This window comes from Halorientalis persicus (assembly GCF_900110215.1).
In the GTDB taxonomy this organism is placed as follows: Archaea; Halobacteriota; Halobacteria; order Halobacteriales; family Haloarculaceae; genus Halorientalis; species Halorientalis persica.
Genome location: NZ_FOCX01000002.1, coordinates 266188 through 288924, shown reverse-complemented (window position 1 = coordinate 288924; position 22737 = coordinate 266188). Strand labels below are relative to the sequence as shown.

Genomic DNA, 22737 nt, shown 5'->3' with positions numbered 1-22737 from the left:
ACGACTGTACTGGCCTCACGACCAAAAGCACACGGTCCGCGTCCGCGGTCGATCCCCGGCCGCGCTACTGAACCTTCGAGCCAAGCGGTGCGTCGCCGTGGGTCGTCAACAGGTCGGCCTCGTCGCCGGCCGCCAGGATCATCCCGTTGGACTCGACGCCGAACAGCTCCGCTTTCTCCATGTTCGCCAGCAGGATACACCGCTCGCCCGGCAGTTCGTCGAGGTCGTGGAGCTGTTTGATGCCGGCGACGACCTGTCTGGTCTCGACGCCGATGTCGACCTCCAGCCGCGCGAGGTCGTCCGCGCCCTCGATGGGCTCGGCCACCTCGATTTGCCCGACCCGCATATCGAGGTCGCCGAAGTCCTCGAAGCCGATCCGCTCGTCGGCCAGCGCTTCGATGTCGGCGGCCGCGGACTCGTCGTCGTCCTCGTCCTCGGTCGCTTCCTCGACCCGTTCCTGCAGTTTCTCGTTCAACTCCTCGATGCGCTCGTCCTCGATCTTGGCGAACAGCTCGTCGGGCTCACCGAATTCGGCCGGCGGCGCGACCAGCGCGTCGTCCAGACTCGCCTCGTGGACGGAGCCGTCCTCGCCGAGCTGGTCCCAGAGGTCGGCGGCCTTCCCCGGCATCACCGGCTGCATCAACACGGCACAGGCCTTCGCGAGTTGCACGCAGTCCCGGATGACCTGGGCGGCTTCCTCGGGGTCGTCGTCGGTGAGCTTCCAGGGCTCGTTGCGCTGGATGTACTCGTTGCCGAAGTCCGCGAGTTCGACTGCGGCCGCGCCCACGTCGCGGATGCGGTAGTCGTTCAGCGCCGCCTCGAACTCGTCGATGGCCGTCTCGATGCGGTCGCGCACGTCGTCGCTGACCTCGGTATCGGGCGTCCCGTCGAAGTTGCGGTGGGCGAACAGCAAGGATCGGTACGCGAAGTTCCCGAGGTTCCCCACGAGCTCGCCATTCACCCGCTCGGCGAAGCGGTCCCAGGAGAAGTCCACGTCGGTCTCCATCCCGCTCCCGTCGATCATGTAGTAGCGGAACAGGTCGGGGTGGAACCCCTCGTCGAGGTACTCGTCGGCCCAGACTGCGCGATTACGCGACGTGGAGAGGGCCTTTCCGTCGATGCCGACGAAGCCCGTCGCCAGGATCGCCCGGGGCTCGTTGTAGCCCGCGCCCCGGAGCATGGCGGGCCAGAAGACGGCGTGGTGCTGGATGATGTCCCGCCCGATCACGTGGACGATCTCGCCGTTGTCCTCGCCGGTGAGTTCGGCCTCGTCCTCGACCGTCCAGACCTCCTCCCAGTCGTACTCCTCGGCACCCACCCGCTCGGTGTACTGTTTGGTCGAGGAGACGTACTCGATGGGGGCGTCGACCCAGACGTAGAGGACCAGATCCTCGGCCTCCTCGTCGTCACCTGGGTAGTCGATCCCCCAGTCCATGTCGCGTGTGATACAGAGATCCTGCAACTCGCCCTCGATCCACTCGCGGGGCTGGTTTTTGGCGTTGTCGGTGCCCTCCATCCGGTCGATAAAGTCCTGCAGGTAGTCCTGGAAGTGAGAGAGGCGCAGGAACTTGTGCTCGCGCTCGCGGTACTCGGCGGGGTTGCCGGTGAGCGTCGAGACGGGGTCTTCGACCTCCCCGGGTTCGAGGTGGCGTTGACAGCCCTCGTCGCACTCGTCGCCGCGGGCGTGTTCGCCACAGTAGGGACAGGTCCCCTCGACCAGTCGGTCCGGGAGCCACTGGTCGGCGTCGGGGTCGTAGGCGACCTGAATCTCCTTCTCGACGACGTGGTCGTCGTCGATCCACGAGCGGACGAACTCCCGGGTCGTCTCGACGTTCGTCTCGTCGTGGGTGTGCCCGTAGTTGTCGAACTCGACGTTGAACTTCGGGAAGGTCTCGGCGTACTCCTCGTGGTACTCCATCGCGAACGCCTCGGGTGAGACGCCTTCCTCGGCGGCGTTGACGGCGATGGGTGTCCCGTGCATATCCGACCCGCAGACGAAGGCGGTCTGCTGGCCGACGCGCCGGAGCGCGCGGGCGGCCGTATCGCCGGTGACGTAGCCCCGGAGGTGGCCGACGTGCAGGTCGCCGTTGGCGTAGGGCAACCCGACCGTCACCACCGCGGGATTGTCGGTGGGGAACTCCTCGTGGCTCATATCCCTACGGTCCCGACAAACGGCCTAAAACCCGCCGGTTCGCGGGCGGGGTCGCTACTGCTCGACGGTCCAGCCCTCGCCGTCCTCGCGGCGGACGATGCTGTCGAACAACGTCGCGATCGTCGCGACCGTCTGCTCGTCCTGTGTCGCGGGGTCGAGGTGGGCGTGGACGGACGCGTCGACCGCCAGACACCGACTGGTGAGCGTGTGCAGAAAGCGAAACACCCGGTCTCGGTCGGCGTCCCGGAGCAGTGACGTGAGCGAGTTCAGACAGACCGTGATGGGCGCGTCGCCGTCCCAGCGGTCCAGATACCGCGAGACGGCGATGCTCGCGCCCGTGAGGTCGCTGGCCGGGACGTGTGTCGTGTGGACACCGTCCGGCGGCTCTCGGTCGGCGTGTGACTCCGGGCAGACGATGGCCATCGACGCCGGCAAGGAGTCGTGGGCCGCCCGCCAGTGATCGACGATCCGGGTCGGTCGGCGCGTGTACGACAGCGACAGCACGCGCTGGCGCTCGGGGCTGTCACCCGAAAGCAGGTCGACACAGAGGTCGTCCGCCGCCACGTCGGCCGACGACGCCAGCACGAGCGCCCGCTGACGGTCCCGGACCGACTGGGTTGTGGGCTGTGATGCCATCCCGCGATCTACCCCGAACTTTCGTCGGAACCATCGAATAGCTTTCGGTCGTTTCGACACGAACCAAACTAGATGATCGCGAACGCGGCGACTCCAAACGAGATGGTCACGAGCAGTCGGCCGACACTCCCGGCGAAGGTCGCCAGCGCGAACTTGTAGTAGTCCTCCTCGAGAACGGTGAACGCGTAGATCGAGATGGTGTCGGGAAACCCGGGCACACAGAGCGCGAGCGCCAGCCCGATGTACCCCCACTTCTGGGCGATTTCGACGGTTTTGCTTTCGGACCACTCCACTACGTCGAACCGCGAGCGCCGCAGAAAGCGGATGACCGGTCCGGAGTCTTTGACTTCCTGTCCGATGTGGAAGGCGAAGACGCTCCCGGCGGCCTTCCCGAGACCGCTGACGAGGACGATGACGCCCAGCGTCCCCCAGTAGGGAAGGCCGAGATCGAGCGGTGCCGCGAGGACGACCTCGCTGGGCAAGGGGAGTACGAACGCGATCAGAAACGAGTAGACGGCGATGATACCCAGCCCTGCCGGACCGGTGGCCGTCCGGACCGCTCCCTCGACGACCTCGAACTGGAGGAACCACTCCAGGACTGCAAGCGTCACGGCGGGCACTACGTCCTGATTTTTGTGCTGGTGCTGTAAGCTTTCATATTTGTACTACAGAGACCTCCGGAACCGGTCGCGCCGACTCTGTCGCCGGCCCGTCAGAACCAGTCGAGTTCGGCCACGAACGACCGGAGCATCGACCGGGTGACGTGGGGCATACAGACCACCCGCATCTCGCCTGCCCCGGTCTTGGTGACCCGCCAGCCCCGGCGGCGCAGGTCCTCCGTGACGGGCATCGACATATCGGCGGCGACGATGGGAAGTTCCGGTTCGACCACCTCGTGACCCCGGGCGGCCAGGCGGTCGGCCAGCCACTCGGCGTTGTCCATCGACTCGTGGTACTGCTCGCGGTAGCCGACGGGCCATAACGCGTCCATCGCGGCGACGGCGCTGGCGACGCCCGCACCGCTCCGGGTCCCGGTCAACGTCGCCTGGGATTTGGACTCCAGATACGGCGTCTCGACGGCGAGTTCGTCCAGCAGGGACTTCGAGTGGGTGACCAGCCCGCCCGAGGGGATGGCGGCCTGGCCCATCTTGTGCGGGTCGATGGTCATCGTGTCGATGTCCGCGTGGCCGAAGTGCCACCGGTGGTCGGTGAAGGGCAGGACGAACCCGCCCCAGGCGGCGTCGACGTGACAGAGTGCGTCGACCTCGTTGGCCAGCTCGGCCAGTTCCGGGATGGGATCGACGCGGCCGTACTCGGTGGAGCCGGCGACGCCGACCACGACGACTGTGTCCTCGTCGACGGCCCGGGCGACGGCCTCCGGGTCGGCGCGGTGGTCGTCGTCGGTTGGGGCCGTCCGCAACTCGACGTTGAGGATGTCCGCGGCCTTGTTAAAGGAGAAGTGGGCGCTGTCGGGCGCGACCATGTTCGGCCGGTCGGTGTCGGCCCGGTTGCGGGCGATGCGAACCGCCTGGATGTTGGCTTCCGTCCCGCCGGAGGTAACGTACCCCGCGGGATTGGGCAGGCCGGTGACCGTCCCGAGCATCTCGACGGCCTCGTTCTCCAGTTCCGAGACCGTCTCGTAGGTGCCCGGGTCGCCGGGATTCGTCGCCAGAAACTCCTCGGCGGCCTCGCGGGCCGCTGGATGTGGCTTGGTACACATCGAGGAGAGAACGCGGCTGAAGTCCTGCGGTTCGACCCGCTGCATACTCCATCCAAGTGATGGCACCGGCTTAGGGGTTGCGCTCTGTTCACTGCCCACCACCGCAGTATATACGCTGTTCACCGCGACGGCACGAACGGTTAACAACTGCCCCGTCGTAGCCGGGGGCGATGCGACGGAGTTCACTCGACGGCGACACCGCGGTCGTCACCGGCGCGAGCGCGGGCATCGGCCGTGCGACCGCTCACGCGCTCGCCCGCGAGGGTGCCAACGTCGTCCTCGCGGCCCGGAGCGAGGACAGGCTCGAAGACCTCGCCGCGACCGTCCGCGAGGAGTACGACACCGCCGCGCTGGTCGTCCCGACCGACGTGACCGACGAAGACGCCGTGGCGGCCCTCATCGACGCCACGGTCGAGGAGTTCGGCGGCCTCGACGTACTGGTCAACAACGCCGGCCTCGCCCGCGGCGGCCCCATCGAGGACATGAGCACGGACCAGTACCGGACGATGATGGACACGAACGTCGACGGGATGTTCTTCGCCGCCCGCGCCGCCATCCCGCACCTCCGGGAATCGAGCGGGACGATGGTCTTCCTCGGGAGTTTCGCCGGCGAGTACCCGCGTCCGTCCAACCCCGTCTACGCCGCGAGCAAGTGGTGGACCCGCGGGTTCGCCAAGAGCCTCTCCGCGCAGGTCGGCGACGACTTCGCCGTGACCGTCGTCAACCCCGCCGAGGTCCGAACGGAGTTCGGCTACGAGGAAGGCACGCCGTTCAAAGAACGGTTCGACGAGGGCGAGGCCAGCGAACCGGCCGAGATTGCCGAGGCCATCGCCTTCGCGGCCAGACAGTCGCCCTCGATGGCCGCGGAGATCGACCTCTACCGGCGGGACAAGTTCGAGATGTTCGGGCGGTAAGACGGCGAAAACAGTCCCTGGCTGGTTAGCGGACCGAGTCGAGCAGGAGTTTCTGCTCGACGCGCTTGACTTCGTGCTGGACGTCGCGAACGGCGTCGATGTTGGCCGAGATGGAGGTCGCACCCTCGTTGACGAGGTGTTTGACCATCCGGGGCTTGGAGCCGGCCTGGCCACAGATCGAGGTGTTCACGTCGTGGTCGCGGCAGGTCTCGATGGTCTGGCTGATCAGATCGAGAACGGCAGGGTGGAGTTCGTCGAACCGATCGGCGACGTTCCCGTTGTTGCGGTCGACGGCGAGCGTGTACTGTGTGAGGTCGTTCGTGCCGAAGGAGGCGAAGTCGATGCCGGCTTCGGCCATCTTCTCGACGCCCAGGGCCGCGGCGGGCGTCTCTATCATGACACCCCAGGAGCGTTTCTCGGGGTCGATGCCGGCCTCCTCCATGAGGCCCTTGGCCCGTAGCACGTCCTCGGCGTCGTTGACGAGGGGGAACATGATCTCGACGTTGTCGTAGCCCATCTCGAACAGTTGCCGGAAGGCTTCGAGTTCGTGTTTGAACACGTCCGGCGTGTCGAGACTCCGACGGATGCCCCGGTAGCCCAACATCGGGTTGTGTTCCTCGGGCTCGTTCTCGCCACCTTCCAGCTGGCGGAACTCGTCGGTCGGCGCGTCGAGCGTGCGGACCCGGACCGGACGCGGGTAGAACTCGTCTGCGACTCCGCGGACGCCGTCGACGATCTCCTCGATGTAGGCGTCTTCGCCGTGATCCTCGATGTAGCGTTCGGGCGTCTTGTTCGTCGAGAGGATCATGTGCTCGATCCGGAGCAGGCCGACGCCGTCGGCACCGGTCGCCGCGGCACGCTCGGCCGCTTCGGGAATCGAGACGTTGACCTTGACCTCCGTCGCCGTCATGGGCTTGACGGGGGCCTGCGGTCGGACCTCCTCGACGGGTTCGGTCTCGTCCTCGGTCTCGACGCCCTCGCGGATGGTCCCCTTGTCACCGTCCAGGGTGACCAGCTGATCGTCTTCGAGCGCGTCGGTCGCCCCGCCGGTCCCGACGACCGCGGGCGCACCGAGTTCGCGCGCGACGATGGCGGCGTGGGAGGTCATCCCACCCTCGCTGGTGACGATCCCGGCGGCGCGTTTCATCGCGGGCACCATGTCCGGCGTCGTCATCTCGGTGACGATGATGTCGCCCTCGCCGACCTTGTCGAGCTGGTCGAGCTTGTCGACGATCCGCACTGCGCCCGAGGCGATGCCCGGGCTCGCGCCCAGGCCGGAGAGCAGCACGTCCTCCTCGTCTTTCTGGGTGGCCGCCGCGCCGGAGCCGTCGGCGGTCGCGGCCGACTCCCCGTCCTCCGAGATCGTGGTGATCGGTCGGGACTGCAGCATATACACTTCGCCCTCGAAGATAGCCCACTCCACGTCCTGTGGAGTGTCGTAGTGGTCCTCGACCTGCTCGCCGAGCTCGACCAGCCGCTCGATCTCGGTATCGTCGATGACCCGTTCGTTGCGCTTTTCCTCCGGGACGGGTCGCTCGTTGGTCTCACCGGTCTCGGGATCCTTGGAGTACATCGTCTTCTTGTCGGCGACCTCCACGTCGGTCACCGCGCCGGTTTCCCGGTCGATCACGTAGTTGTCCGGCGTGACCGACCCGGAGACGACGCCCTCACCGAGTCCCCAGGCGGCCTCGATGATGACCTGTCGTTCCCCGGTCGAGGGGTGAGACGTGAACATCACGCCCGACTTCTCGGCTTCGACCATCTGCTGGACGACGACCGCGATGTCGACCTTGTCGTGTGAAAAGCCCTGTTCCTGCCGGTAGTAGGTCGCCCGCTGGGTAAAGAGGGAGGCCCAGCAGCGCTTGACCCGATCCAGCAGGTCCTGCCCGGTGACGTTCAGGAACGTCTCCTGCTGGCCGGCGAAGGAGGCGTCGGGCAGGTCCTCGGCGGTCGCCGAGGAGCGCACCGCGACGAACGCCTCGTCGTCGCCGATGTCCTCGTAGGAGGCCAGAATCTCCTCGCGCAGGTCCTCGGGCATCTCCGTCTCCAGAATGAGCTCCTGTGCGCGGGCCTCGGCCTCGGCCAGTGCCTTCGAGTCCTCCGCGTCCACGTCGACCGCCTCGAACAGTTCCTCGTCGATACCTGTCTCCTCGATGAATCGTCGGTAGGTCCCCGCTGTGACGACGAACCCCGGGGGAACCGGCAGGCCTGCGGCCGTCAGTTCCCCTAACGAAGCCGCCTTCCCGCCGACCGACTCGAGGTCGTCTGCCCCGATTTCGTCCAGCCAGAGTACAGCCATGTCCTCACCTGGGAAGTACAGAACACCGATAAAGAAGGTTCCGAACCGAGCGTGGCGTGCAACGCTTGCCACCCCCGACGGGCCGAGACGGGATGCAGGCTCCCCGAAACGGCCGAAATCAGGCCTCGATGATCTCGTCGTCTTCGGTCTCGGGAACCACCAGATCCCCGTCCAGCGCGGTCACCGCCCACCCGCCGACCTCGATCTCCGCGCCGACCCGGACGTACACCGTCCCCGGGCGGTCGACGAAGTGTCCCTGCTCGAAGATCAGCTCGTCGGGCAGGTCGTCGAAGGCCTGGAACTCCCGCAGGTAGGCCCCAACCGCGCCGCTGGCGGTCCCGGTCACGGGGTCCTCGGGGACGCCGGCCTTCGGCGCGAACATCCGCCCGTGCAGCGTCGACTCCTGTTCCAGCGTGTCGAAAGTAAAGGCGTACACGCCGGCGGTGTCCACTTCGCGGCTCAATTCCGTGATGGCGGCCATGTCCGGGTCGAGATTGCTGATGTGTTCGAGGAAGTTCACGGGGATCACGAGGAAGGGCAGACCCGTCGTACTGCGTGCCAGCGGGAGGTCCGCGCCCACGTCCTCCAGCGCCGCCACGTCGACGCCGAGCGCGTCGGCCACCCGGTCGTATTCGAGGTCGACGCGTCGGATCTCGGGCTGGTTCTGTGTCATCCAGACGCCGCCGTCCTCGGTGACCTCGATGTCGAGGATGCCCGCCTGCGTTTCGAGGGTGTGCTCGCCGGCGTCGATCTCGTCGCGCTCGTAGAGGTGGGCGTGGCTGGCGATGGTCGCGTGCCCGCACATATCGACTTCCGTCTCGGGCGTGAAGTAACGCACCGCCCGATCTGCCTCTTCGGAGGACCGAAGGAAGGCGGTCTCGCTCGCGCCCAACTCCGACGCGATGGCCTGCATCTGTTCGTCGTCGAGATCGTCGCCGTCGGGCACGACGCCCGCGGGGTTGCCCGTGAGGGGCTCGTCGGTGAACGCGTCGACCAGAAGCGCCTGTCGCGTGTCCATACCTCCGGGTTCGGAGAGGGGTCGGATTAACTTACCGTCGGTCCGCGCGGTGATCTCACGTCACTCACCGACCAGCCGCTTGCCCCCCTCGCGCGGCCTGCTCCGGGAATCACCGATGGCCGTCGTCCCGGACGTACTGGAGCGCCTGGAGGAACTGTTCGGTGTCGACTCGATCCTCGCTCTCGGCCAGCCGCTCCTGGAATTTGGTCGGTGTCATGGGTATAGCTACCATACAACACGAACTGTCATAGCTCTTTCGCCGGGCCAGTCGGTGTCGAAAAAAGGTCACGATCACCGGGTTTCGGTCGCGCCGTACTCCTCTTCGGTGGCGGTCGGGTCGTTGCCGTACCAGAGCAGGATCGCGCCCGCGGCCGCCAGGAGCGCGACTGCACCGGTCACGGCGAGTGACATTGGCCACTGGGCGATGCCCCACGCGTCGACGACGTACAACAGACTCAGGATGACGAAGCCCGCGGCCGAGACCCAGCCCAGCGGGCCGAACGAGTGGTCTGCCATCGCGTCACTGACTTCCACGTCCAGACGGTTAATCACCCGTTCTTGGCGGACTGAGATGACGAGCGCGACGAATAACGCTCACCGAACGTTCGGTGCGGTGACCCGTCCTACGGCTCCGTGTCCCCCTCGTTCTCGTCCAGTTTCTCTTTGATCTCCCGGAGGCTGTTGATGCCGTACAGGCCGAGGAGCAGCCACGCGACCGAGAAGACCACGCCGAGGACGGCGAAGGTCAGCCCGAGGGTCGTTTCGTTGATCGCGACCATATCTACGTGGAGGATGCCCGTGGATATAAGCCGGTAGCCCCGGTTTCAGCGACTGAAGCCGTGCGGCGCGGTTGATGATCCGTCCCCGAGTGGTGGTACTGTGGATGCAGACAGCGATGTCGACGCCATCGCGACGCTTTTGGCCGACGACTGTGCGCGGACGATCCTCGAAGCGACCGCCGCGGACGCCCTGTCGGCCGAGGAACTCAGCGACCGCTGTGGCGTCTCCCAGCCGACCGTCTACCGCCGACTGGAGGACCTCCGTGCCCACGATCTGGTCACCGAACAGACCCGGGCCGACGCGGACGGCCACCACTACAAGGTCTTTACCGCCAGCCTCGACCGCGTCGTCGTCGACCTCTCGGCCGACGGACTCACGATCCGCCTGTCGAGACGGGACCGCATGGCCGACCGATTCACGCAATTCGTGGAGGATCTCAGATGAGTAATCCCCTGCTCCAGTTCACCGTCCGAGAGATCGGCTCCGTGTCGGCAGCGCTCACCTTCGCCATCGCGATCCTCGGCTTTCTGGTCGGCTACGTCGCCTTCCGGGGGTACCGGCGCAACGAGAGCCTCCCGATGTTGTTCGTCGCGACCGGCTTCCTGCTGACCTTCTGGGCCCCCGGCCTCCTGCTCGGAATCACCGTCGTCCTCGACCGGGTCGCCACCTACGCGCCCGGAATGTCGACGACCGTCGAGGTGGCGCTGTCGCTCGCGGGCGACGTGAGCACGCTCGTCGGCCTCCTGTGCCTGCTCTATGGCCTCTGGATGCCGCGCGATTAGTCCGCGATGGCCTCTTCGGAGCCTTTCGTCGCGTTGGGGTCCTGGATCCAGAGGTCGCCGAACAGATCGTCCTGCTGGAGGTAGACCTGCCCGCGGTGGGACAGAAAGAGCAACCCGAGGAAGGTTTCGACGCGGGAGCCGCCCGCGTCCTCGATCTCGGCGTAGAGGACCTCCTCGCGGCCGGCCTCCCACTGTTCGAGGCAGGCCGCGTACACGTCGTCGATGATCGCGTCGATGTCCTCGCCGTGGGCGGTCCCGGTCACGTCCGCTGCCGTCGGCTCGTCGTCCATCCGGAACTCGTCGCCGCTCCGGTAGTCCAGTTCCTGGGTCCCCCGCTGGTACGTGCCGGGACTGTCGCTGGTGTCGTACTCTCTGGACTCTTTCCACCAGGTGTCCCGTTCTGCCTCCCGGAGGTCCCGGACGAGTTCGTCCAGCGTCTGGGGCATCCCGCGGGCCCGTTTTCGTTCGAGCCGGCGGTCCATCTCCTGCTCCAGGGAGGCGAAGGGGTCGGCCTCCGGATCCAGCGGCGTGTCTTCGCCCATCGCCGCCGCCTCCCAGGGCTCGGGTTCGGGTTCCTCGTCCTCGTCGTCGTTCAGCATCGCGTCACTCTTCATCCGCAGGAGGACGCTCGCGTAGAACAGCGCCCGACCCGACGTACGCAAATCCGCCTCGTCCAGCCGGTCGAGGAACTTGTCCGTCACCGTCACGATGTCGATGTCCCAGGGTTCGATCTCGTCGTCTTTGGCCAGTTGGACCAGGACCTCGACCGGCCGTACGTCGTCCTCGTCCGCTTCGCTCGGCGGTTTCGGTCGGTCGACGGCGGGAGCGTCTGCTGTTTCGGGTCCGTCGTCGCCGGCCTCGGCATCGTCCCTGCCGAGCATCGACGACGCGCCCTCGGGCCGCTCCCGATCCTCGTGCCCCGCGATGTTCAGCGGGATGTCGTCCTCACTGTCGTCCGCTCCGTCCCCGTCACCGTCAATCATCCGCGGGCACCTCCTCGTCGCCGTCCCCGACGCTACTCAGGTCGATCCCCGTCACGGCGGAGATGTTGTCCTCCTGCATCGTGACGCCGATGGCCCGCTCGGACCGCTCCAGCAGCGCCGACCGGTGCGACACCACGACGAACTGCGCCTCGCCCGCGAGTTCGTCGACCATCTCCCCGACCATCTCGGCGTTGGCCGCATCGAGGAAGGCGTCCACCTCGTCGAGCGCGTAGAAGGGCGCGGGGTTGTACCGCTGGATGGCGAAGATGAACGCCAGCGCCGTCAGGGACTTCTCCCCGCCGGACATCGCCGCCAGCCGCTGGATCGGCTTGTCCTTGGGCTGGGCCTTCATCGTCAGCCCACCGTCGAACGGATCGTCCTCGTCTTCGAGGTGAAGCGTCCCGGTCCCGTTCGAGAGCCGCTCGAAGATGTCCTCGAACTGCTCGTTGATACCTTCGTAGGCATCCATGAACGTCTCCTTCTTTCTGGCCTCGTAGGTGTCGATCCGGTCGCGGATGCCGTCGGCCTCCTCGACCAACGTCTCCTTTTTCCCTTCGAGGTCCTCGAGATCGTCGGCCACCTCGTCGTACTCCTCGATGGCGAGCATATTGACGGGTTCGAGCTTCTCCATCTCGGTTTCGAGGCGGTCGATCTCGCGCTCGACCTCGTCGTGGTCGGGCACGTCCTCGGGATCGTAGTCGCCGACCTGCCCTTCGAGTTCGTCGACCTCCCAGTCGAGTCGGTCCTCGTCGTCCCGCAGGTCGTCGAGATCGTCCTCGACACTGGTGACCTTCGACTGCTGTTCGTCACGAACCTGCTTTGCCTCCTTGAGCTCGTCTTTGAGGTCTTCGCGCTCGTCTTTGAGGTCCGCGAGTTCGTCCTCCAGATCGGCGACCGCCGCCTCTTTCGCTTCGAGCAGTTCCGCCTGCTCGTCGATCTCCGCTTCCAGGTCCTCGATCCGTTCCTCCTGGTCGGCCTTGCGGTTCTGGGCCGCCTCGATGTCGTCGTGGAGTTCTTCGATGGCGTCCTCGGCGTACTGCTTTTCCAGTTGCAGTTCGTTCAGGTCGCCGTCCAGATCGTCCCGGCGGTCCTCGAGGTCCGCGATGTCCTCGCGCACCTCGTCGGCCCGACTCGTCAGTTTCGGCAGTTCCGAGTCCTCGATCTCGCTCTCCAGTTCGGCGATCTCGTCTTCGATGGCCTCGATACGGGCCGTTCGCTCCTCGATCTCGCCTTCGAGTTCGTCCATCCGGTCGGAGACCGCCTCCCGATCGTTCTCGATCTCGTCGAGTTCGGCCTCCAGCCGTTCGATCCGCTCGTTGGTCTCCTCGCGCTCGGTTTCGAGCGCTTCGATCTCGCTTTCGATCTCCCGGACCTGCTCCGCGGCGTCTGACTTCCGGTCGCGGGCGTCGTCCAGTCGGTTCTCCACGTCCCGGAGGTCCGACCGGATCGACTGGCGCTCGTCTTCGAGGTCGTTGATCCGCGCGGCGACCCGTTCGAGTTGCCCCTGCCCGCCCGAGAAGGAGTACCGGGTCCCCTTCGAGGACCCGCCGGTCATCGCGCCGGACTTCTCCACGAGGTCGCCTTCGAGGGTCACCATCCGGTAGTCGCCCATCAGGTCCCGGGCCGTGTCCATCTCGTCGACGATCAGCGTATCGCCCAGGACGTAGGAGAACACGCCCGCGTACTCCTGGTCGAAGTCGACGAGGTTGTACGCGAAGTCGACGACGCCGTCGTGACTCGGCAGGTTCGGGCGCGACCGCCGCTGCATCTTCGTGATCGGCAGGAAGGTCGCCCGCCCCGCGTTGCGCGATTTCAGGTACTCGATGCAGTGCTGTCCGATGCCGTCGTCGTCGACGACGACGTGGGCCAGTCGGCCGCCGGCGGCCGTCTCACACGCCGTCGCGTACTCGGGGTCGACGCCACCCAGCTGACCGACCGTGCCGTGGACGCCGTCGATGCCCCCGTTGAGGATCGTCGTCACCGCCCGGCCGTAGGAGGAATCGCCGTCCTGTCCGGCCTTGGCTTCGAGTTCGGCGTACTCCTGCTGTTTGGCCGATATCTCGTCCTCGATGTCGTCCAGATCCGACTGCAACTCGCGTTTCTCCTGTTTGAGGTCCTCGACGACGCCCGAGATGGTCGAGCGGTTCTCCGCTGCCTTCTCCAGTTCGTCCTCCAGGTCGGAGATCTCGGCGTCGATCTCGGGGAGCCTGGCCTCGGCCTCCTCGATGGCTTCCTCTTTCTCGCGTTGCTGGTTCGAGCGCCGGCGCGCCTCGTCGAGCAATCGGTCTTGCTCGCGCTGGAGGTCGTTTTTCTCGCTCTTTTCCTCTTCGAGCGCGGCCCGTTTCTCGTCGAGTTCGTCTTTGACCTCCTCGAACTCCGCGCCGACCTCCTCGATGCGCTCCTCCAGTCCGGCGAGTTCGTCCTCTTTCTCCTGGATGTCGGCTTTGACGCCGGACTTGGCGACCTTCGTCTCGCGGATATCGCCCTCCAACTCGTCGATCTCCTCCTGTTTCCGGTCGATCTGGACGAACGCCTGTCGGCGCTCGTTCTCGGCGTCCTCGATCTTCTCTTCGGCGCTCTCGACGGCGTCTTCCAGACGGGAGATCTCGCCTTTGACCTCCTCGATCTCGCGTTTGATCCGTAACTGCTCGTCCTCGCCTTTGCGCTCGATCTCGGCGTTTAGGTCTTCGAGGTCCTCTTCGAGGCGGACCACTTTCCCCTGGCGCTCGTCGAGTTCGCGCTGGAGACCCTCGAGTTCGTCTTCGAGGTCGGTGATCTCCTCGCGAACGCCCGCGAGTTCCGCGCGCTTGTCCTCGAGTTCGGCGGCTTTCCGGTAGGATTCGTACTCCTCCTTGTCCTCCCGGAGGTCCTGATATTCCAGGGCGGTCTCGCGTTCGTCTTCGAGCTGGCTCAGCCGATCGCGTTTCTCCTCGATCCGCAGTTGGGCCTCCTCGATGCGTTCCTCGACGACGTCCAGTTCCTCGAAGGCGTCCTCTTTCTTTTCGTCGAACTGGGCGACCCCGGCGATCTCGTCGATGATCTCCCTGCGCGCGTGCGGGGTCATATTGATAATCTCGGTCACGTCGCCCTGCATGACGACGTTGTACCCTTCGGGCGTGACGCCGGCCTGTGCCAGCAGGTCCTGAATGTCCGAGAGGTTGACCGAGCGGCCGTTGATGTAGTAGTACGAGTAGTAGTTGTCCTCGGTCTCTTTGACGCGGCGCTTGATGGAAATCTCCGAACAGTCGCCCACGTCTTCGGTGCCGGCGGCGTTGACGACGGTCCCTCGTTCGAGGGTGCTGTCGCTGTTGTCGAGGATGACCTCGACGCTGGCTTCGCGTTCCTCGTCGCCCTCACGCTCGCCGTCCTGGTGACCGGGGTTGTAAATGAGGTCGGTCAGCTTCTCCGCGCGGATACCCGACGTGCGGGCCAGGCCCAGCGCGAACAGGATCGAATCGATGATGTTGGATTTGCCCGAGCCGTTCGGGCCGCTCACGGTGGTGAAATCCTCGTAAAACGGGATTCGCGTCTTCCGGCCGAAACTCTTGAAATTGTCGAGGACGAGCTCTTTGATGTGCATGGGGGTGCTCGTGGCCGGAGCCCGTCAGGCGACGATGATGTCGCTGCCCTCGGACTCCGTCTCGTCTTCCGCGTCGGCGGCCTCGGATTTAGGCGCTTCGGCCGGCTCCGCGTCCGGTGCCGGTTCGGGCTCCGGTTCCGGTTCGGGCTCGGACGGTGCGTCGTCGGCTTCGCGTTCCGCCGGGGGCGTCGACGAGCCGACGCCGCTCCCGTCGATGGTGTCCAGACCGACCTGATCGTCGACGACGTTTTCGAGTTCGCGGATGCGTACCTTGCACTCGACGAGTTCGTCGGTCAGGCCGTCGACCGTGGCCTCGAGTTCGTTCACGCGCGATTCGAGTTCCTCGACGCGATTGCCGCTCGCCATAGGGACACAACCCGCCCCTGTCGGCATAAAGTTACGTCAGACATTCACATAGCTTCTGATAGGAATGGCGGCGGTGAAAACGGTCGTCGGTGTCGCCGGCCATCCGCGGGACGGCCCCGAGGAGCCGGAGCCGTCAGTCCTCCCTTCGGTCGGTCGCCTGCAGGTACTCCTCCAGCAGGGTCGGGAAGTCCCGGCCCTTCAGATAGCGCAGACCGAAGTCCTCGGCCCAGTTGATGATGCCCTGGTCCTCGGTGACGACGCCGGCGTCGAGTTCCCGGGCGAGGATCAGCAGGTCGAAGTCCTCACGGGAGTCGAGGACGCCCTGCCGGAGCGTCGTGCGGTACTCCGAGCGCAGGTCCGAGATCACCTTGTCGACCTCGGTCATGTACTCGTGTTCCTCGATCTCGTCGGCGCGGGACTGTTCGGCCTTCCGGACGGCTTTCTCGGAGACGCGCAGCCCTCGATCCACGCGGTCGGACATCTCGTCGATGAACTCGTAGACGATCTCGGCGGGGATCATCACCTCGTAACGCGCCGGGTTCTTCTTGATGACCCAGGTGTTGAGCTTCGAGAACACCTCGTCGTCGATCTCGCGGTCCTCGAGCATCGGGTGCAGTTCCTCGTAGATCGACGGCGGCATATAACAGGAGATGTTCAGCTCGAGTTTCGCCTCCGCGATCAGGTCGAGCAACCGGTTCACGGCGTCGTTGGCGTCCTCGCCGTCCCGCCTGATCTCGTCGGTGAGGAAGGCGGACGTGTCGACGACGAACCGCTGTTTGAGCGGATGGCCTGCCATACCTGATCGCAGTACCTCCGGGGTAATATGTCCACGGCGTGTCGTGAGGGATCCTCGCCCCATCGCTCCCGGCGATTCCCGGAAACTGGGAGGTCGACGGAGTTTCTTTGGCCCGACTGGCCTTGTCCCAGTATGGACTACCACGAGCCCCTGCCGGTCTCGGCCGAGCGGTTCGCCGAACTCCGGGAGTACTTCGAGACACGTTCGTTCCGCGGTCGGGAGTACGAACACCTGCCGGACTACCGGAGCGACCTCAACCGCGGCGTGGTCCTGATCGAGGACACCGTCGTCGACGGCTTCCCGAAGATTCCCCGGACGCTGGTGATCGAGACCGGCGTCCCCCGCCACTTCGAGGAGGAACTCGCCGTCGAGGAGAAACTCGACGGGTTCAACGTCCGTGTCGCACGCGTCGGCGACGATTCCGCCGACGAACCCCTCGCGTTCACTCGGAGCGGCATCGTCTGCCCGTTCACGACCTACCAGGCGCGCGAACTCCTCCCCGTCGCCGAGTTCTTCGCCGACCACCCCGACCTGATGCTCTGTGGCGAGATGGTCGGCCCGGAGAACCCCTACACCGATCACGAGTACGCCGACGTCGACTCGCTCGATTTCCGGGTGTTCGACGTGCGCGACCGTGAGACGGGCGGGTCGGTGCCCGTCCGTGAGCGCCGCGACCTCTGTGCCGACTACGACATCCCGCAGGTCCCCTTCCACGGCGTCTTCACGCCCGAGGAAGCGGTCGAGAAACTCCCGGGTATCGTCGAGGAACTGGACGCCGGCGGCCGCGAGGGCGTCGTGATGAAGACGCTCTCGGTGGACCAGCAACTCAAGTACACCACGTCGGCCGCCAACCAGGGGAATCTCGAATACGCCTTCTCCCTGCCCTTCGACTACGGTCAGGCGTTCATGTTCCGGCGGCTCATCCGCGAGGCCTTCCAGTCCGTCGAGTGGGACGAGGACGAACGGGCCCGCCGGGAGCGCGCTCACGAACTCGGGGAGGCGATCCTCTGTTCGATGACCGACACCATCGAGCGGATCGACGGCGGCGCGACCGTCGGCGAGCGCCACACCGTCCGCGCGCCCCCCGAGATCGTCGACGAACTGTTCGAGCACTTCCGGAGCATGGGCCTGCAACTGGAAATCGAGACCGACGAGCGCGAGGCTGGCGAACGCGTCGTCACGTTCACAAAGAAGACCCAGGCGACCAACGACAAGGTTCGGGCGTATCTGGACGGCCAGATCGTCCGGGAGTGACGGCCTCGGCGTCCCTGCCCGCGTTACGCGTCGTCGGTCTCGACCGTGATCGGTTCGTCCGGTTCGTCGACCCCGTCGTCACCGTCCTCGCTGGCCCGTTCTTCGAGCAGGAGGCCGACGCCGCCGGCCGCGAGCATCCCGACGCCCGCCGCGCGGACCGAGCGGACGTACCAGGGTTTCGGCTCCAGCTCGTCGGCGTTCTCGAAAGCGAGCCCCCACAGCTTGGCGTTCAGATCGATACTCCGTTTCGGGCTGGCGGCGGCCAGCAGTCCCTGGACGAGCAGCCAGCCGTAACTCAGGCGGCGCAGTTTGTCACAGACCATACCCGAACTTGGGCGAGGACGGACAAGAAAGGTGCGTCTGCGGTCGCCGTGGCGACGGTGGCAGGCCGACGAACCGTCGGCCACAGCACTCGCCCGGGTCGTTAGCCTTTAGCCGGCGGCTCACGAACCGCGAGTAATGACTGCACAGGCTGCCGAAACGGGGGATCTCGTCGCCGTCATCGGGCTGGAGGTCCACGTCCAGCTGGAGACGGCGACGAAGATCTTCTGTGGCTGTTCGACCGACGTCGGCGACGACGGGCCGAACACCCACACCTGCCCCGTCTGTCTCGGTCTCCCCGGTTCCCTGCCGGTCCTCAACGAGGGGGCCGTCGAGGCCGCCGTCAAGGTGGGGAAGGCCATCGACGCCGAGATTCCCGAGGAAACGACGTTCCACCGGAAGAACTACTACTACCCCGACCTGCCCAAGAACTTCCAGATCACCCAGTACGACGCGCCGATCTGTCAGGACGGGGAACTCGAATTTGCCGTCGACGACCAGCGTCGGAGCGTCGACATCCGCCGGGCTCACCTCGAAGAGGACCCCGGCAGTATCAAACACGTCCGGGAAGGTACCGAGGGGCTGGAGAGCCGCACCGTCTCCATCGAGCGCGCCGACTACACCCTGATCGACTACAACCGCGCCGGCACGCCGCTGATGGAGATCGTCACCGAACCGGACTTCCGCGAACCTGCCGAAGTCCGGAAGTTCCTCGAAAAACTCGAAGAAGTGCTGGAATACCTCGGCGTGTTCGACCCCGGCCGCGACGGGTCGCTCCGTATCGACGCCAACCTCTCGATGGTTCCCGCCGAGGAAGTCGACGAGGACGGCGAGATTCCCGAGTCCGTGCTGGAGGAGGCCAACCGCACCGAGGTCAAGAACATCTCCAGTCACAAGGGCGCGGAGAAGGCCCTGGCCTTCGAGCAGTCCCGGCAGAAGAAACTCGTCGAGTCGGGGCGCGCGGTCGAACAGGAGACGCGCCACTTCAACGAGACCCACGGCAACACGGTCTCGATGCGCTCGAAGGAAGAGGAGAAAGACTACCGCTACTTCCGGGAGGCCGACCTCCCGCCGCTCCAGGTCGCCGACTGGAAAGAGGAGATCGCCATCCCGGAACTGCCCGACGCCCGCCGCGAGCGCTTCGAGGCCGAGTACGGACTCAGCGAGGAGGCGGCCTCGAAACTCACCAGCACGAAACAGGTCGCGGACTTCTTCGAGGACGTGGCCGAGGAGTTCGATCCCGATCTGGCGGCGACGTGGGTCGCGGACAACCTCCTGGGTGAACTGAACTACCGCGACATGGCCATCACGGACATCGACGACCGGTTCGACGAAGCCATGCGGCTGGTCGAACTCGTCGCAGAGGACGAGATCACCGCGAAGAACGCGCGCGAGACGGTTCTCCGGGGGATGCTCGACGACGGAGACGCCCCCGACGAGATCGTCGAGGCGGAGGATCTGGGCAAGACCAGCGGCGACGAGGTGGCCGCGGCGGTCACCGAGGCCATCGACGAGAACCCCGGTGCCGTCGAGGACTATCACGACGGCGACGACAACGCGATCAACTTCCTCGTCGGCCAGGTGATGCAAAAGACCGGCGGCAGTGCCGATCCGGGCGACGTGAATCAACTGCTGCGTGAAGAGCTGGCCGAGTAAGCATCCTACTGACGCCGCCGCTTTTCTGCGTCCCGATTACGTACCGTCGGCCAGCGCCTCGCTCGCGGCATTCCGGACCCGTTCGTCGGGGTGGCTCTCGCGGGCGTCCCGAAGCGCCGCGCGCGCCTGCTCGTTGCCGACGTGGCCGAGCAGGGCGGCGGCCTGCCCGCCGACAGCAATCGACTCGTCGTCGAGCGCGTCGACGAGGGCCGCCGTCCGGTCTGCGTCGAGGCTCGCCAGATCCCGACTCGCCGCACCGCGGTCGATCGCCGAGAGCAGGTACTCCCGGGTGAGCGTGTTGTCCTCCGTCGTCGTGTCGCCCTCGATCGCGGCGGCGAACGCGTCGAGCAGGGCCTCGACCTGTGCCGGCGTGAACTCGTAGGTGACCCGTGAAAGTGCGTGGTACAGTCCCACTGCGCCGGCGGCGCGGACGCCGGGGTCGTCGGCGAGTGCGTACGGCAGAATATCGTCGACGACCGTCGCGTCGGTCGTGACCGTCAGCGCCTCGGCGGCCGCATATCGGACCCGCCGCTCCGGGTCCTCCAGCAGGTCGACCAGCGGGTCGGCGGCGACCAGTTCGTGGTACACCTCGACCGAGCCAAGCACCTCCGCGGCGGTGGTCCGCACGAGCGGGGACTCGTCGGAAAGCGCCGCGAGGACCTCCTCGGTCGCGTCGTGGCCGTGGGCCAGCGGATCGCGGCCGATCTCGCGGATGCGGTCGGCTCGCTGTTCGGGGGACGGTCGGTCGCGGTTGGCCTCACCCGGGCCCGGAAGCCACGACAGCAGGCGGCGGAGCATCGTCGGACAGTGGCGGCCGCGACGGATAAGCGTTGAACGTGTGCGCTCGCCGGCGCGTGGGCGCGCGTACCCGCGTAGTCCGGCGATTTCGCGCCTCTCCCTGGCGAAAGCTTTAGAAGCGGTCTGCGCATAGGAGTTGGCGAATGACCACCCACGTATCGGGAGGTGGGCCGCCGTGGAGTTGATAATCACCGAGAAGGACAACGCCGCGCGGCGCATCGCCGAGATCCTCAGCGAGGACAGCGCCGAGGTCGAACGCCAGAACGGCGTCAACGTCTACCGCTGGGGCGACAAGCGCGTCGTCGGCCTCTCGGGTCACGTCGTCGGCGTCGACTTCCCGCCGGAGTATTCGGACTGGCGCGACGTCGAACCCGTCGAGCTGATCGACGCCGACATCACCAAGTCCGCGACCAAGGAGAACATCGTCCGCACGCTCCGCCAGCTCGCGGGCCGGGCCGACGAGGCCGTCATCGCGACCGACTACGACCGCGAGGGCGAGTTGATCGGCAAGGAGGCCTACGAGATCATCCGCGACGAGACCGACGTGCCGATCAAGCGGGTGCGCTTCTCCTCGATCACCGAGCGCGAGGTGAAAGACGCCTTCGCGGACCCGGACGATCTGGACTTCGATCTGGCGGCGGCGGGCGAGGCCCGCCAGATCATCGATCTGATCTGGGGCGCGGCGCTCACGCGCTTTCTCTCGCTGTCGGCCCGGCAACTGGGTGAGGACTTCATCTCCGTCGGGCGGGTGCAGTCGCCGACGCTGAAGCTGATCGTCGACCGCGAACGCGAGATCGAGGCCTTCGAGCCCGACGACTACTGGGAGCTGTTCGCGGACCTCACCGAGGACGACCAGTCCTTCGAGGCCCAGTACTTCTACGACGACGACGGCAAGGAGGCCGAACGCGTCTGGGACGAGGACGCCGCCGAGGACGCTCACGAACGGTTGCAGGACGCGTCCAGCGCGACCGTCACCGAAGTCCGACGGCGTACCCGGACCGACGACCCGCCCGCGCCGTTCAACACCACGGCGTTCATCAGCGCCGCGGGCTCGCTGGGCTACTCCGCCCAGCGCGCGATGAGCATGGCCGAGGAGCTGTACACCGCCGGTTACGTCACGTACCCGCGGACGGACAACACTGTGTACCCCGAGGACCTCGACCCCGAGGAACTGCTCGCGGCCTTTACCGACACCGGAGCCTTCGGCGAGGACGCCGCCGGTCTCCTCAACCTCGACGAGATCGAACCCACGCGGGGCGACGAGGAGACGACCGACCACCCGCCGATCCACCCGACCGGCGAACTCCCGAACCGGAGCGAACTCGACGACGACGAGTGGGAAGTCTACGAACTGATCGTCCGCCGCTTTTTCGCGACCGTCGCGGAACCGGCCACCTGGGAACACCTGCGCGTGGTCGCCGAGGCCAACGGCTGTCAGCTGAAGGCCAACGGCAAGCGCCTGGTGGAACCGGGGTATCACGCGGTCTATCCCTACTCCAGCGCGAGCGAGAACTTCGTGCCCGACGTGGAAGAGGGTGCGGAACTGGCAGTCAGCGACGTGGAACTGGCGGCGAAACAGACCCAGCCGCCCCGTCGCTACGGCCAGTCGCGGCTGATCGAGCGCATGGAGGATCTCGGCCTCGGAACGAAGTCGACGCGACACAACACGATCGAGAAGCTCTACGACCGGGGGTACATCGAGAACGACCCGCCGCGGCCGACGACGCTGGCCAAAGCCGTCGTCGAGGCCGCCGAGGAGTTCGCCGACCACGTCGTCAGCGAGGAGATGACCGCGGAACTGGAGGCGGACATGGCAGCCATCGCGGGCGGCGAGGCCACGCTCGACGACGTGACCGAGGAGTCCAGAGAGATGCTCGAACGCGTGTTCGAGGAACTCCACGAGTCACGCGAGGAGGTCGGTGACCACCTCCAGCAGTCGCTGAAGGCCGACCGGACGCTGGGCCCCTGTCCCGAGAGCGATCACGACCTGCTGATCCGGCAGAGCCGCCACGGCTCCCACTTCGTCGGCTGTGACGGCTTCCCGGACTGTCGGTACACGCTCCCGTTGCCCAGTACCGGCAAGCCACAGGTGCTCGACGAGGAGTGTGAGGAACACGGGCTCCGGCACGTCAAGATGCTCGCCGGACGGGACACGTTCGTCCACGGCTGTCCGCAGTGTAGGGCCGACGAGGCCGACGAGAGCGAGGACGAAGTGATCGGTGACTGTCCGGACTGTGGTGAGTCCCACGGTGGCGACCTCGCCATCAAACAGCTCCGGAACGGGTCGCGGTTGGTCGGGTGTACGCGCTACCCCGACTGTGAGTACTCCCTGCCGCTCCCGCGCCGGGGCGAGATCGAGGTGACCGACGAGCGCTGTGACGAGCACGATCTGCCGGAACTGGTCGTCCACAACGGTGACGAGCCCTGGGAACTGGGCTGTCCGATCTGTAACTACCAGGAGTATCAGGCACGGCAGGCGGTCGACGATCTGGTGGATCTGGACGGACTGGGCGAGCGCACGGCCGAGAAGTTGGCCGAGGCCGACATCGAGACGTTGGCCGACTTGGAGACCGTCGACCCCGACGAGGTCGCGACGACGGTGCAGGGGGTCAGCGCCGACCAGATACGGGAGTGGCAACAGCAGGTGGGCGCGGAAGCCGCCGACTGAGCGGGCTGGCTTTC

At 66.3% G+C, this 22737-nt stretch carries 20 protein-coding genes; 6 read left to right on the top strand and 14 right to left on the bottom strand.

Features of this window, described 5'->3' with window-relative positions; all coding sequences use genetic code 11:
• Nucleotides 1–64: 64 nt before the first annotated feature.
• The 4 genes from metG to mfnA form a co-directional block, all read right to left on the bottom strand.
• The gene (metG, locus tag BMX17_RS03475) at nucleotides 65–2152 is read right to left on the bottom strand and encodes a methionine--tRNA ligase (RefSeq protein WP_092657685.1); all 2088 of its coding nucleotides are present in this window, start codon (nucleotides 2150–2152) and stop codon (nucleotides 65–67) included.
• Between the two features lie 54 nt (nucleotides 2153–2206).
• Nucleotides 2207–2788, bottom strand: a complete 582-nt coding sequence (locus BMX17_RS03470) for a DUF7504 family protein (protein WP_092657683.1) — start codon at nucleotides 2786–2788, stop codon at nucleotides 2207–2209.
• 68 nt (nucleotides 2789–2856) lie between these two features.
• A complete protein-coding gene (locus BMX17_RS03465; protein WP_244514928.1) occupies nucleotides 2857–3399 on the bottom strand; it encodes a YqaA family protein in 543 nt (180 codons plus the stop codon).
• Between the two features lie 101 nt (nucleotides 3400–3500).
• Nucleotides 3501–4553, bottom strand: a complete 1053-nt coding sequence (gene mfnA / locus BMX17_RS03460; protein WP_092657679.1) for a tyrosine decarboxylase MfnA — start codon at nucleotides 4551–4553, stop codon at nucleotides 3501–3503.
• Between the two features lie 125 nt (nucleotides 4554–4678).
• Here mfnA and BMX17_RS03455 point away from each other — a divergent pair, with 125 nt between their 5' ends.
• Entirely contained in the window at nucleotides 4679–5422 is a 744-nt protein-coding gene (locus BMX17_RS03455) for an SDR family oxidoreductase (protein WP_092657677.1), read from the top strand.
• Nucleotides 5423–5447: 25 nt separating this feature from the next.
• Here BMX17_RS03455 and ppsA read toward each other — a convergent pair whose 3' ends face one another.
• The 4 genes from ppsA to BMX17_RS25865 form a co-directional block, all read right to left on the bottom strand.
• Nucleotides 5448–7721 carry a phosphoenolpyruvate synthase gene (gene ppsA, locus BMX17_RS03450; RefSeq protein WP_092657675.1) on the bottom strand — a complete coding sequence of 758 codons (2274 nt, stop codon included), beginning with the start codon at nucleotides 7719–7721 and terminating at the stop codon, nucleotides 5448–5450.
• Nucleotides 7722–7839: 118 nt separating this feature from the next.
• Complete coding sequence (locus BMX17_RS03445) at nucleotides 7840–8739, bottom strand: PhzF family phenazine biosynthesis protein (protein ID WP_092657673.1); 900 nt, start codon at nucleotides 8737–8739, stop codon at nucleotides 7840–7842.
• A 291-nt stretch (nucleotides 8740–9030) separates the two neighbouring features.
• Nucleotides 9031–9255 (bottom strand): hypothetical protein, encoded by a 225-nt coding sequence (locus tag BMX17_RS03440; RefSeq protein ID WP_139203414.1) that lies wholly within the window; start codon nucleotides 9253–9255, stop codon nucleotides 9031–9033.
• A 107-nt stretch (nucleotides 9256–9362) separates the two neighbouring features.
• Nucleotides 9363–9518: a hypothetical protein gene (locus BMX17_RS25865; RefSeq protein ID WP_170845317.1), complete on the bottom strand. Its 156-nt coding sequence runs from the start codon at nucleotides 9516–9518 to the stop codon at nucleotides 9363–9365.
• A 100-nt stretch (nucleotides 9519–9618) separates the two neighbouring features.
• Between BMX17_RS25865 and BMX17_RS03435 the strand changes: the two genes are divergently transcribed.
• Both BMX17_RS03435 and BMX17_RS03430 read left to right on the top strand, forming a co-directional pair.
• Nucleotides 9619–9963 (top strand): ArsR/SmtB family transcription factor, encoded by a 345-nt coding sequence (locus BMX17_RS03435; protein WP_092657669.1) that lies wholly within the window; start codon nucleotides 9619–9621, stop codon nucleotides 9961–9963.
• On the top strand, nucleotides 9960–10301 hold the full coding sequence (locus BMX17_RS03430; RefSeq protein WP_092657667.1) for a hypothetical protein: 342 nt from the start codon (nucleotides 9960–9962) through the stop codon (nucleotides 10299–10301). The genes BMX17_RS03435 and BMX17_RS03430 overlap by 4 nt, the downstream gene beginning before the upstream one ends.
• On the opposite strand, the gene BMX17_RS03425 is transcribed toward BMX17_RS03430, so the two are convergent.
• The 4 genes from BMX17_RS03425 to BMX17_RS03410 form a co-directional block, all read right to left on the bottom strand.
• Complete coding sequence (locus BMX17_RS03425; RefSeq protein WP_092657665.1) at nucleotides 10298–11284, bottom strand: segregation/condensation protein A; 987 nt, start codon at nucleotides 11282–11284, stop codon at nucleotides 10298–10300. The genes BMX17_RS03430 and BMX17_RS03425 overlap by 4 nt on opposite strands.
• Entirely contained in the window at nucleotides 11277–14864 is a 3588-nt protein-coding gene (gene smc / locus BMX17_RS03420; RefSeq protein WP_092657663.1) for a chromosome segregation protein SMC, read from the bottom strand. Before smc ends, BMX17_RS03425 begins: the two co-directional genes overlap by 8 nt.
• A gap of 24 nt (nucleotides 14865–14888) precedes the next feature.
• Nucleotides 14889–15230 carry a DUF7518 family protein gene (locus BMX17_RS03415; protein ID WP_092657661.1) on the bottom strand — a complete coding sequence of 114 codons (342 nt, stop codon included), beginning with the start codon at nucleotides 15228–15230 and terminating at the stop codon, nucleotides 14889–14891.
• 133 nt (nucleotides 15231–15363) lie between these two features.
• A complete protein-coding gene (locus tag BMX17_RS03410) occupies nucleotides 15364–16026 on the bottom strand; it encodes an RNA ligase partner protein (RefSeq protein WP_092657659.1) in 663 nt (220 codons plus the stop codon).
• 132 nt (nucleotides 16027–16158) lie between these two features.
• Here BMX17_RS03410 and BMX17_RS03405 point away from each other — a divergent pair, with 132 nt between their 5' ends.
• The gene (locus tag BMX17_RS03405; RefSeq protein ID WP_092657657.1) at nucleotides 16159–17280 is read left to right on the top strand and encodes an RNA ligase; all 1122 of its coding nucleotides are present in this window, start codon (nucleotides 16159–16161) and stop codon (nucleotides 17278–17280) included.
• A gap of 23 nt (nucleotides 17281–17303) precedes the next feature.
• Here the strand turns inward: BMX17_RS03405 and BMX17_RS25860 are convergent, their stop codons facing one another.
• Nucleotides 17304–17603: a DUF6199 family natural product biosynthesis protein gene (locus BMX17_RS25860; RefSeq protein WP_092657655.1), complete on the bottom strand. Its 300-nt coding sequence runs from the start codon at nucleotides 17601–17603 to the stop codon at nucleotides 17304–17306.
• Nucleotides 17604–17739: 136 nt separating this feature from the next.
• Here BMX17_RS25860 and gatB point away from each other — a divergent pair, with 136 nt between their 5' ends.
• Nucleotides 17740–19257 carry an Asp-tRNA(Asn)/Glu-tRNA(Gln) amidotransferase subunit GatB gene (gene gatB / locus BMX17_RS03395; RefSeq protein WP_092657653.1) on the top strand — a complete coding sequence of 506 codons (1518 nt, stop codon included), beginning with the start codon at nucleotides 17740–17742 and terminating at the stop codon, nucleotides 19255–19257.
• Between the two features lie 36 nt (nucleotides 19258–19293).
• On the opposite strand, the gene BMX17_RS03390 is transcribed toward gatB, so the two are convergent.
• Nucleotides 19294–20055, bottom strand: coding sequence for a HEAT repeat domain-containing protein (locus BMX17_RS03390; protein WP_170845316.1), 762 nt, complete (start codon nucleotides 20053–20055; stop codon nucleotides 19294–19296).
• A gap of 175 nt (nucleotides 20056–20230) precedes the next feature.
• Here BMX17_RS03390 and BMX17_RS03385 point away from each other — a divergent pair, with 175 nt between their 5' ends.
• Complete coding sequence (locus BMX17_RS03385; protein WP_092657649.1) at nucleotides 20231–22723, top strand: DNA topoisomerase I; 2493 nt, start codon at nucleotides 20231–20233, stop codon at nucleotides 22721–22723.
• Nucleotides 22724–22737: the final 14 nt, after the last annotated feature.

Excerpts from the sequence above, each read along its gene's own strand:
- metG (WP_092657685.1), bottom strand. The coding sequence starts at position 2,152 with ATGAGCCACGAGGAGTTCCCCACCGACAATCCCGCGGTGGTGACGGTC.
- BMX17_RS03470 (WP_092657683.1), bottom strand. The coding sequence starts at position 2,788 with ATGGCATCACAGCCCACAACCCAGTCGGTCCGGGACCGTCAGCGGGCG.
- mfnA (WP_092657679.1), bottom strand. The coding sequence starts at position 4,553 with ATGCAGCGGGTCGAACCGCAGGACTTCAGCCGCGTTCTCTCCTCGATG.
- BMX17_RS03455 (WP_092657677.1), top strand. The coding sequence starts at position 4,679 with ATGCGACGGAGTTCACTCGACGGCGACACCGCGGTCGTCACCGGCGCG.
- ppsA (WP_092657675.1), bottom strand. The coding sequence starts at position 7,721 with ATGGCTGTACTCTGGCTGGACGAAATCGGGGCAGACGACCTCGAGTCG.
- BMX17_RS03445 (WP_092657673.1), bottom strand. The coding sequence starts at position 8,739 with ATGGACACGCGACAGGCGCTTCTGGTCGACGCGTTCACCGACGAGCCC.
- BMX17_RS03440 (WP_139203414.1), bottom strand. The coding sequence starts at position 9,255 with ATGGCAGACCACTCGTTCGGCCCGCTGGGCTGGGTCTCGGCCGCGGGC.
- BMX17_RS25865 (WP_170845317.1), bottom strand. The coding sequence starts at position 9,518 with ATGGTCGCGATCAACGAAACGACCCTCGGGCTGACCTTCGCCGTCCTC.
- BMX17_RS03430 (WP_092657667.1), top strand. The coding sequence starts at position 9,960 with ATGAGTAATCCCCTGCTCCAGTTCACCGTCCGAGAGATCGGCTCCGTG.
- BMX17_RS03425 (WP_092657665.1), bottom strand. The coding sequence starts at position 11,284 with ATGATTGACGGTGACGGGGACGGAGCGGACGACAGTGAGGACGACATC.
- smc (WP_092657663.1), bottom strand. The coding sequence starts at position 14,864 with ATGCACATCAAAGAGCTCGTCCTCGACAATTTCAAGAGTTTCGGCCGG.
- BMX17_RS03415 (WP_092657661.1), bottom strand. The coding sequence starts at position 15,230 with ATGGCGAGCGGCAATCGCGTCGAGGAACTCGAATCGCGCGTGAACGAA.
- BMX17_RS03410 (WP_092657659.1), bottom strand. The coding sequence starts at position 16,026 with ATGGCAGGCCATCCGCTCAAACAGCGGTTCGTCGTCGACACGTCCGCC.
- BMX17_RS03405 (WP_092657657.1), top strand. The coding sequence starts at position 16,159 with ATGGACTACCACGAGCCCCTGCCGGTCTCGGCCGAGCGGTTCGCCGAA.
- BMX17_RS25860 (WP_092657655.1), bottom strand. The coding sequence starts at position 17,603 with ATGGTCTGTGACAAACTGCGCCGCCTGAGTTACGGCTGGCTGCTCGTC.
- gatB (WP_092657653.1), top strand. The coding sequence starts at position 17,740 with ATGACTGCACAGGCTGCCGAAACGGGGGATCTCGTCGCCGTCATCGGG.
- BMX17_RS03390 (WP_170845316.1), bottom strand. The coding sequence starts at position 20,055 with ATGCTCCGCCGCCTGCTGTCGTGGCTTCCGGGCCCGGGTGAGGCCAAC.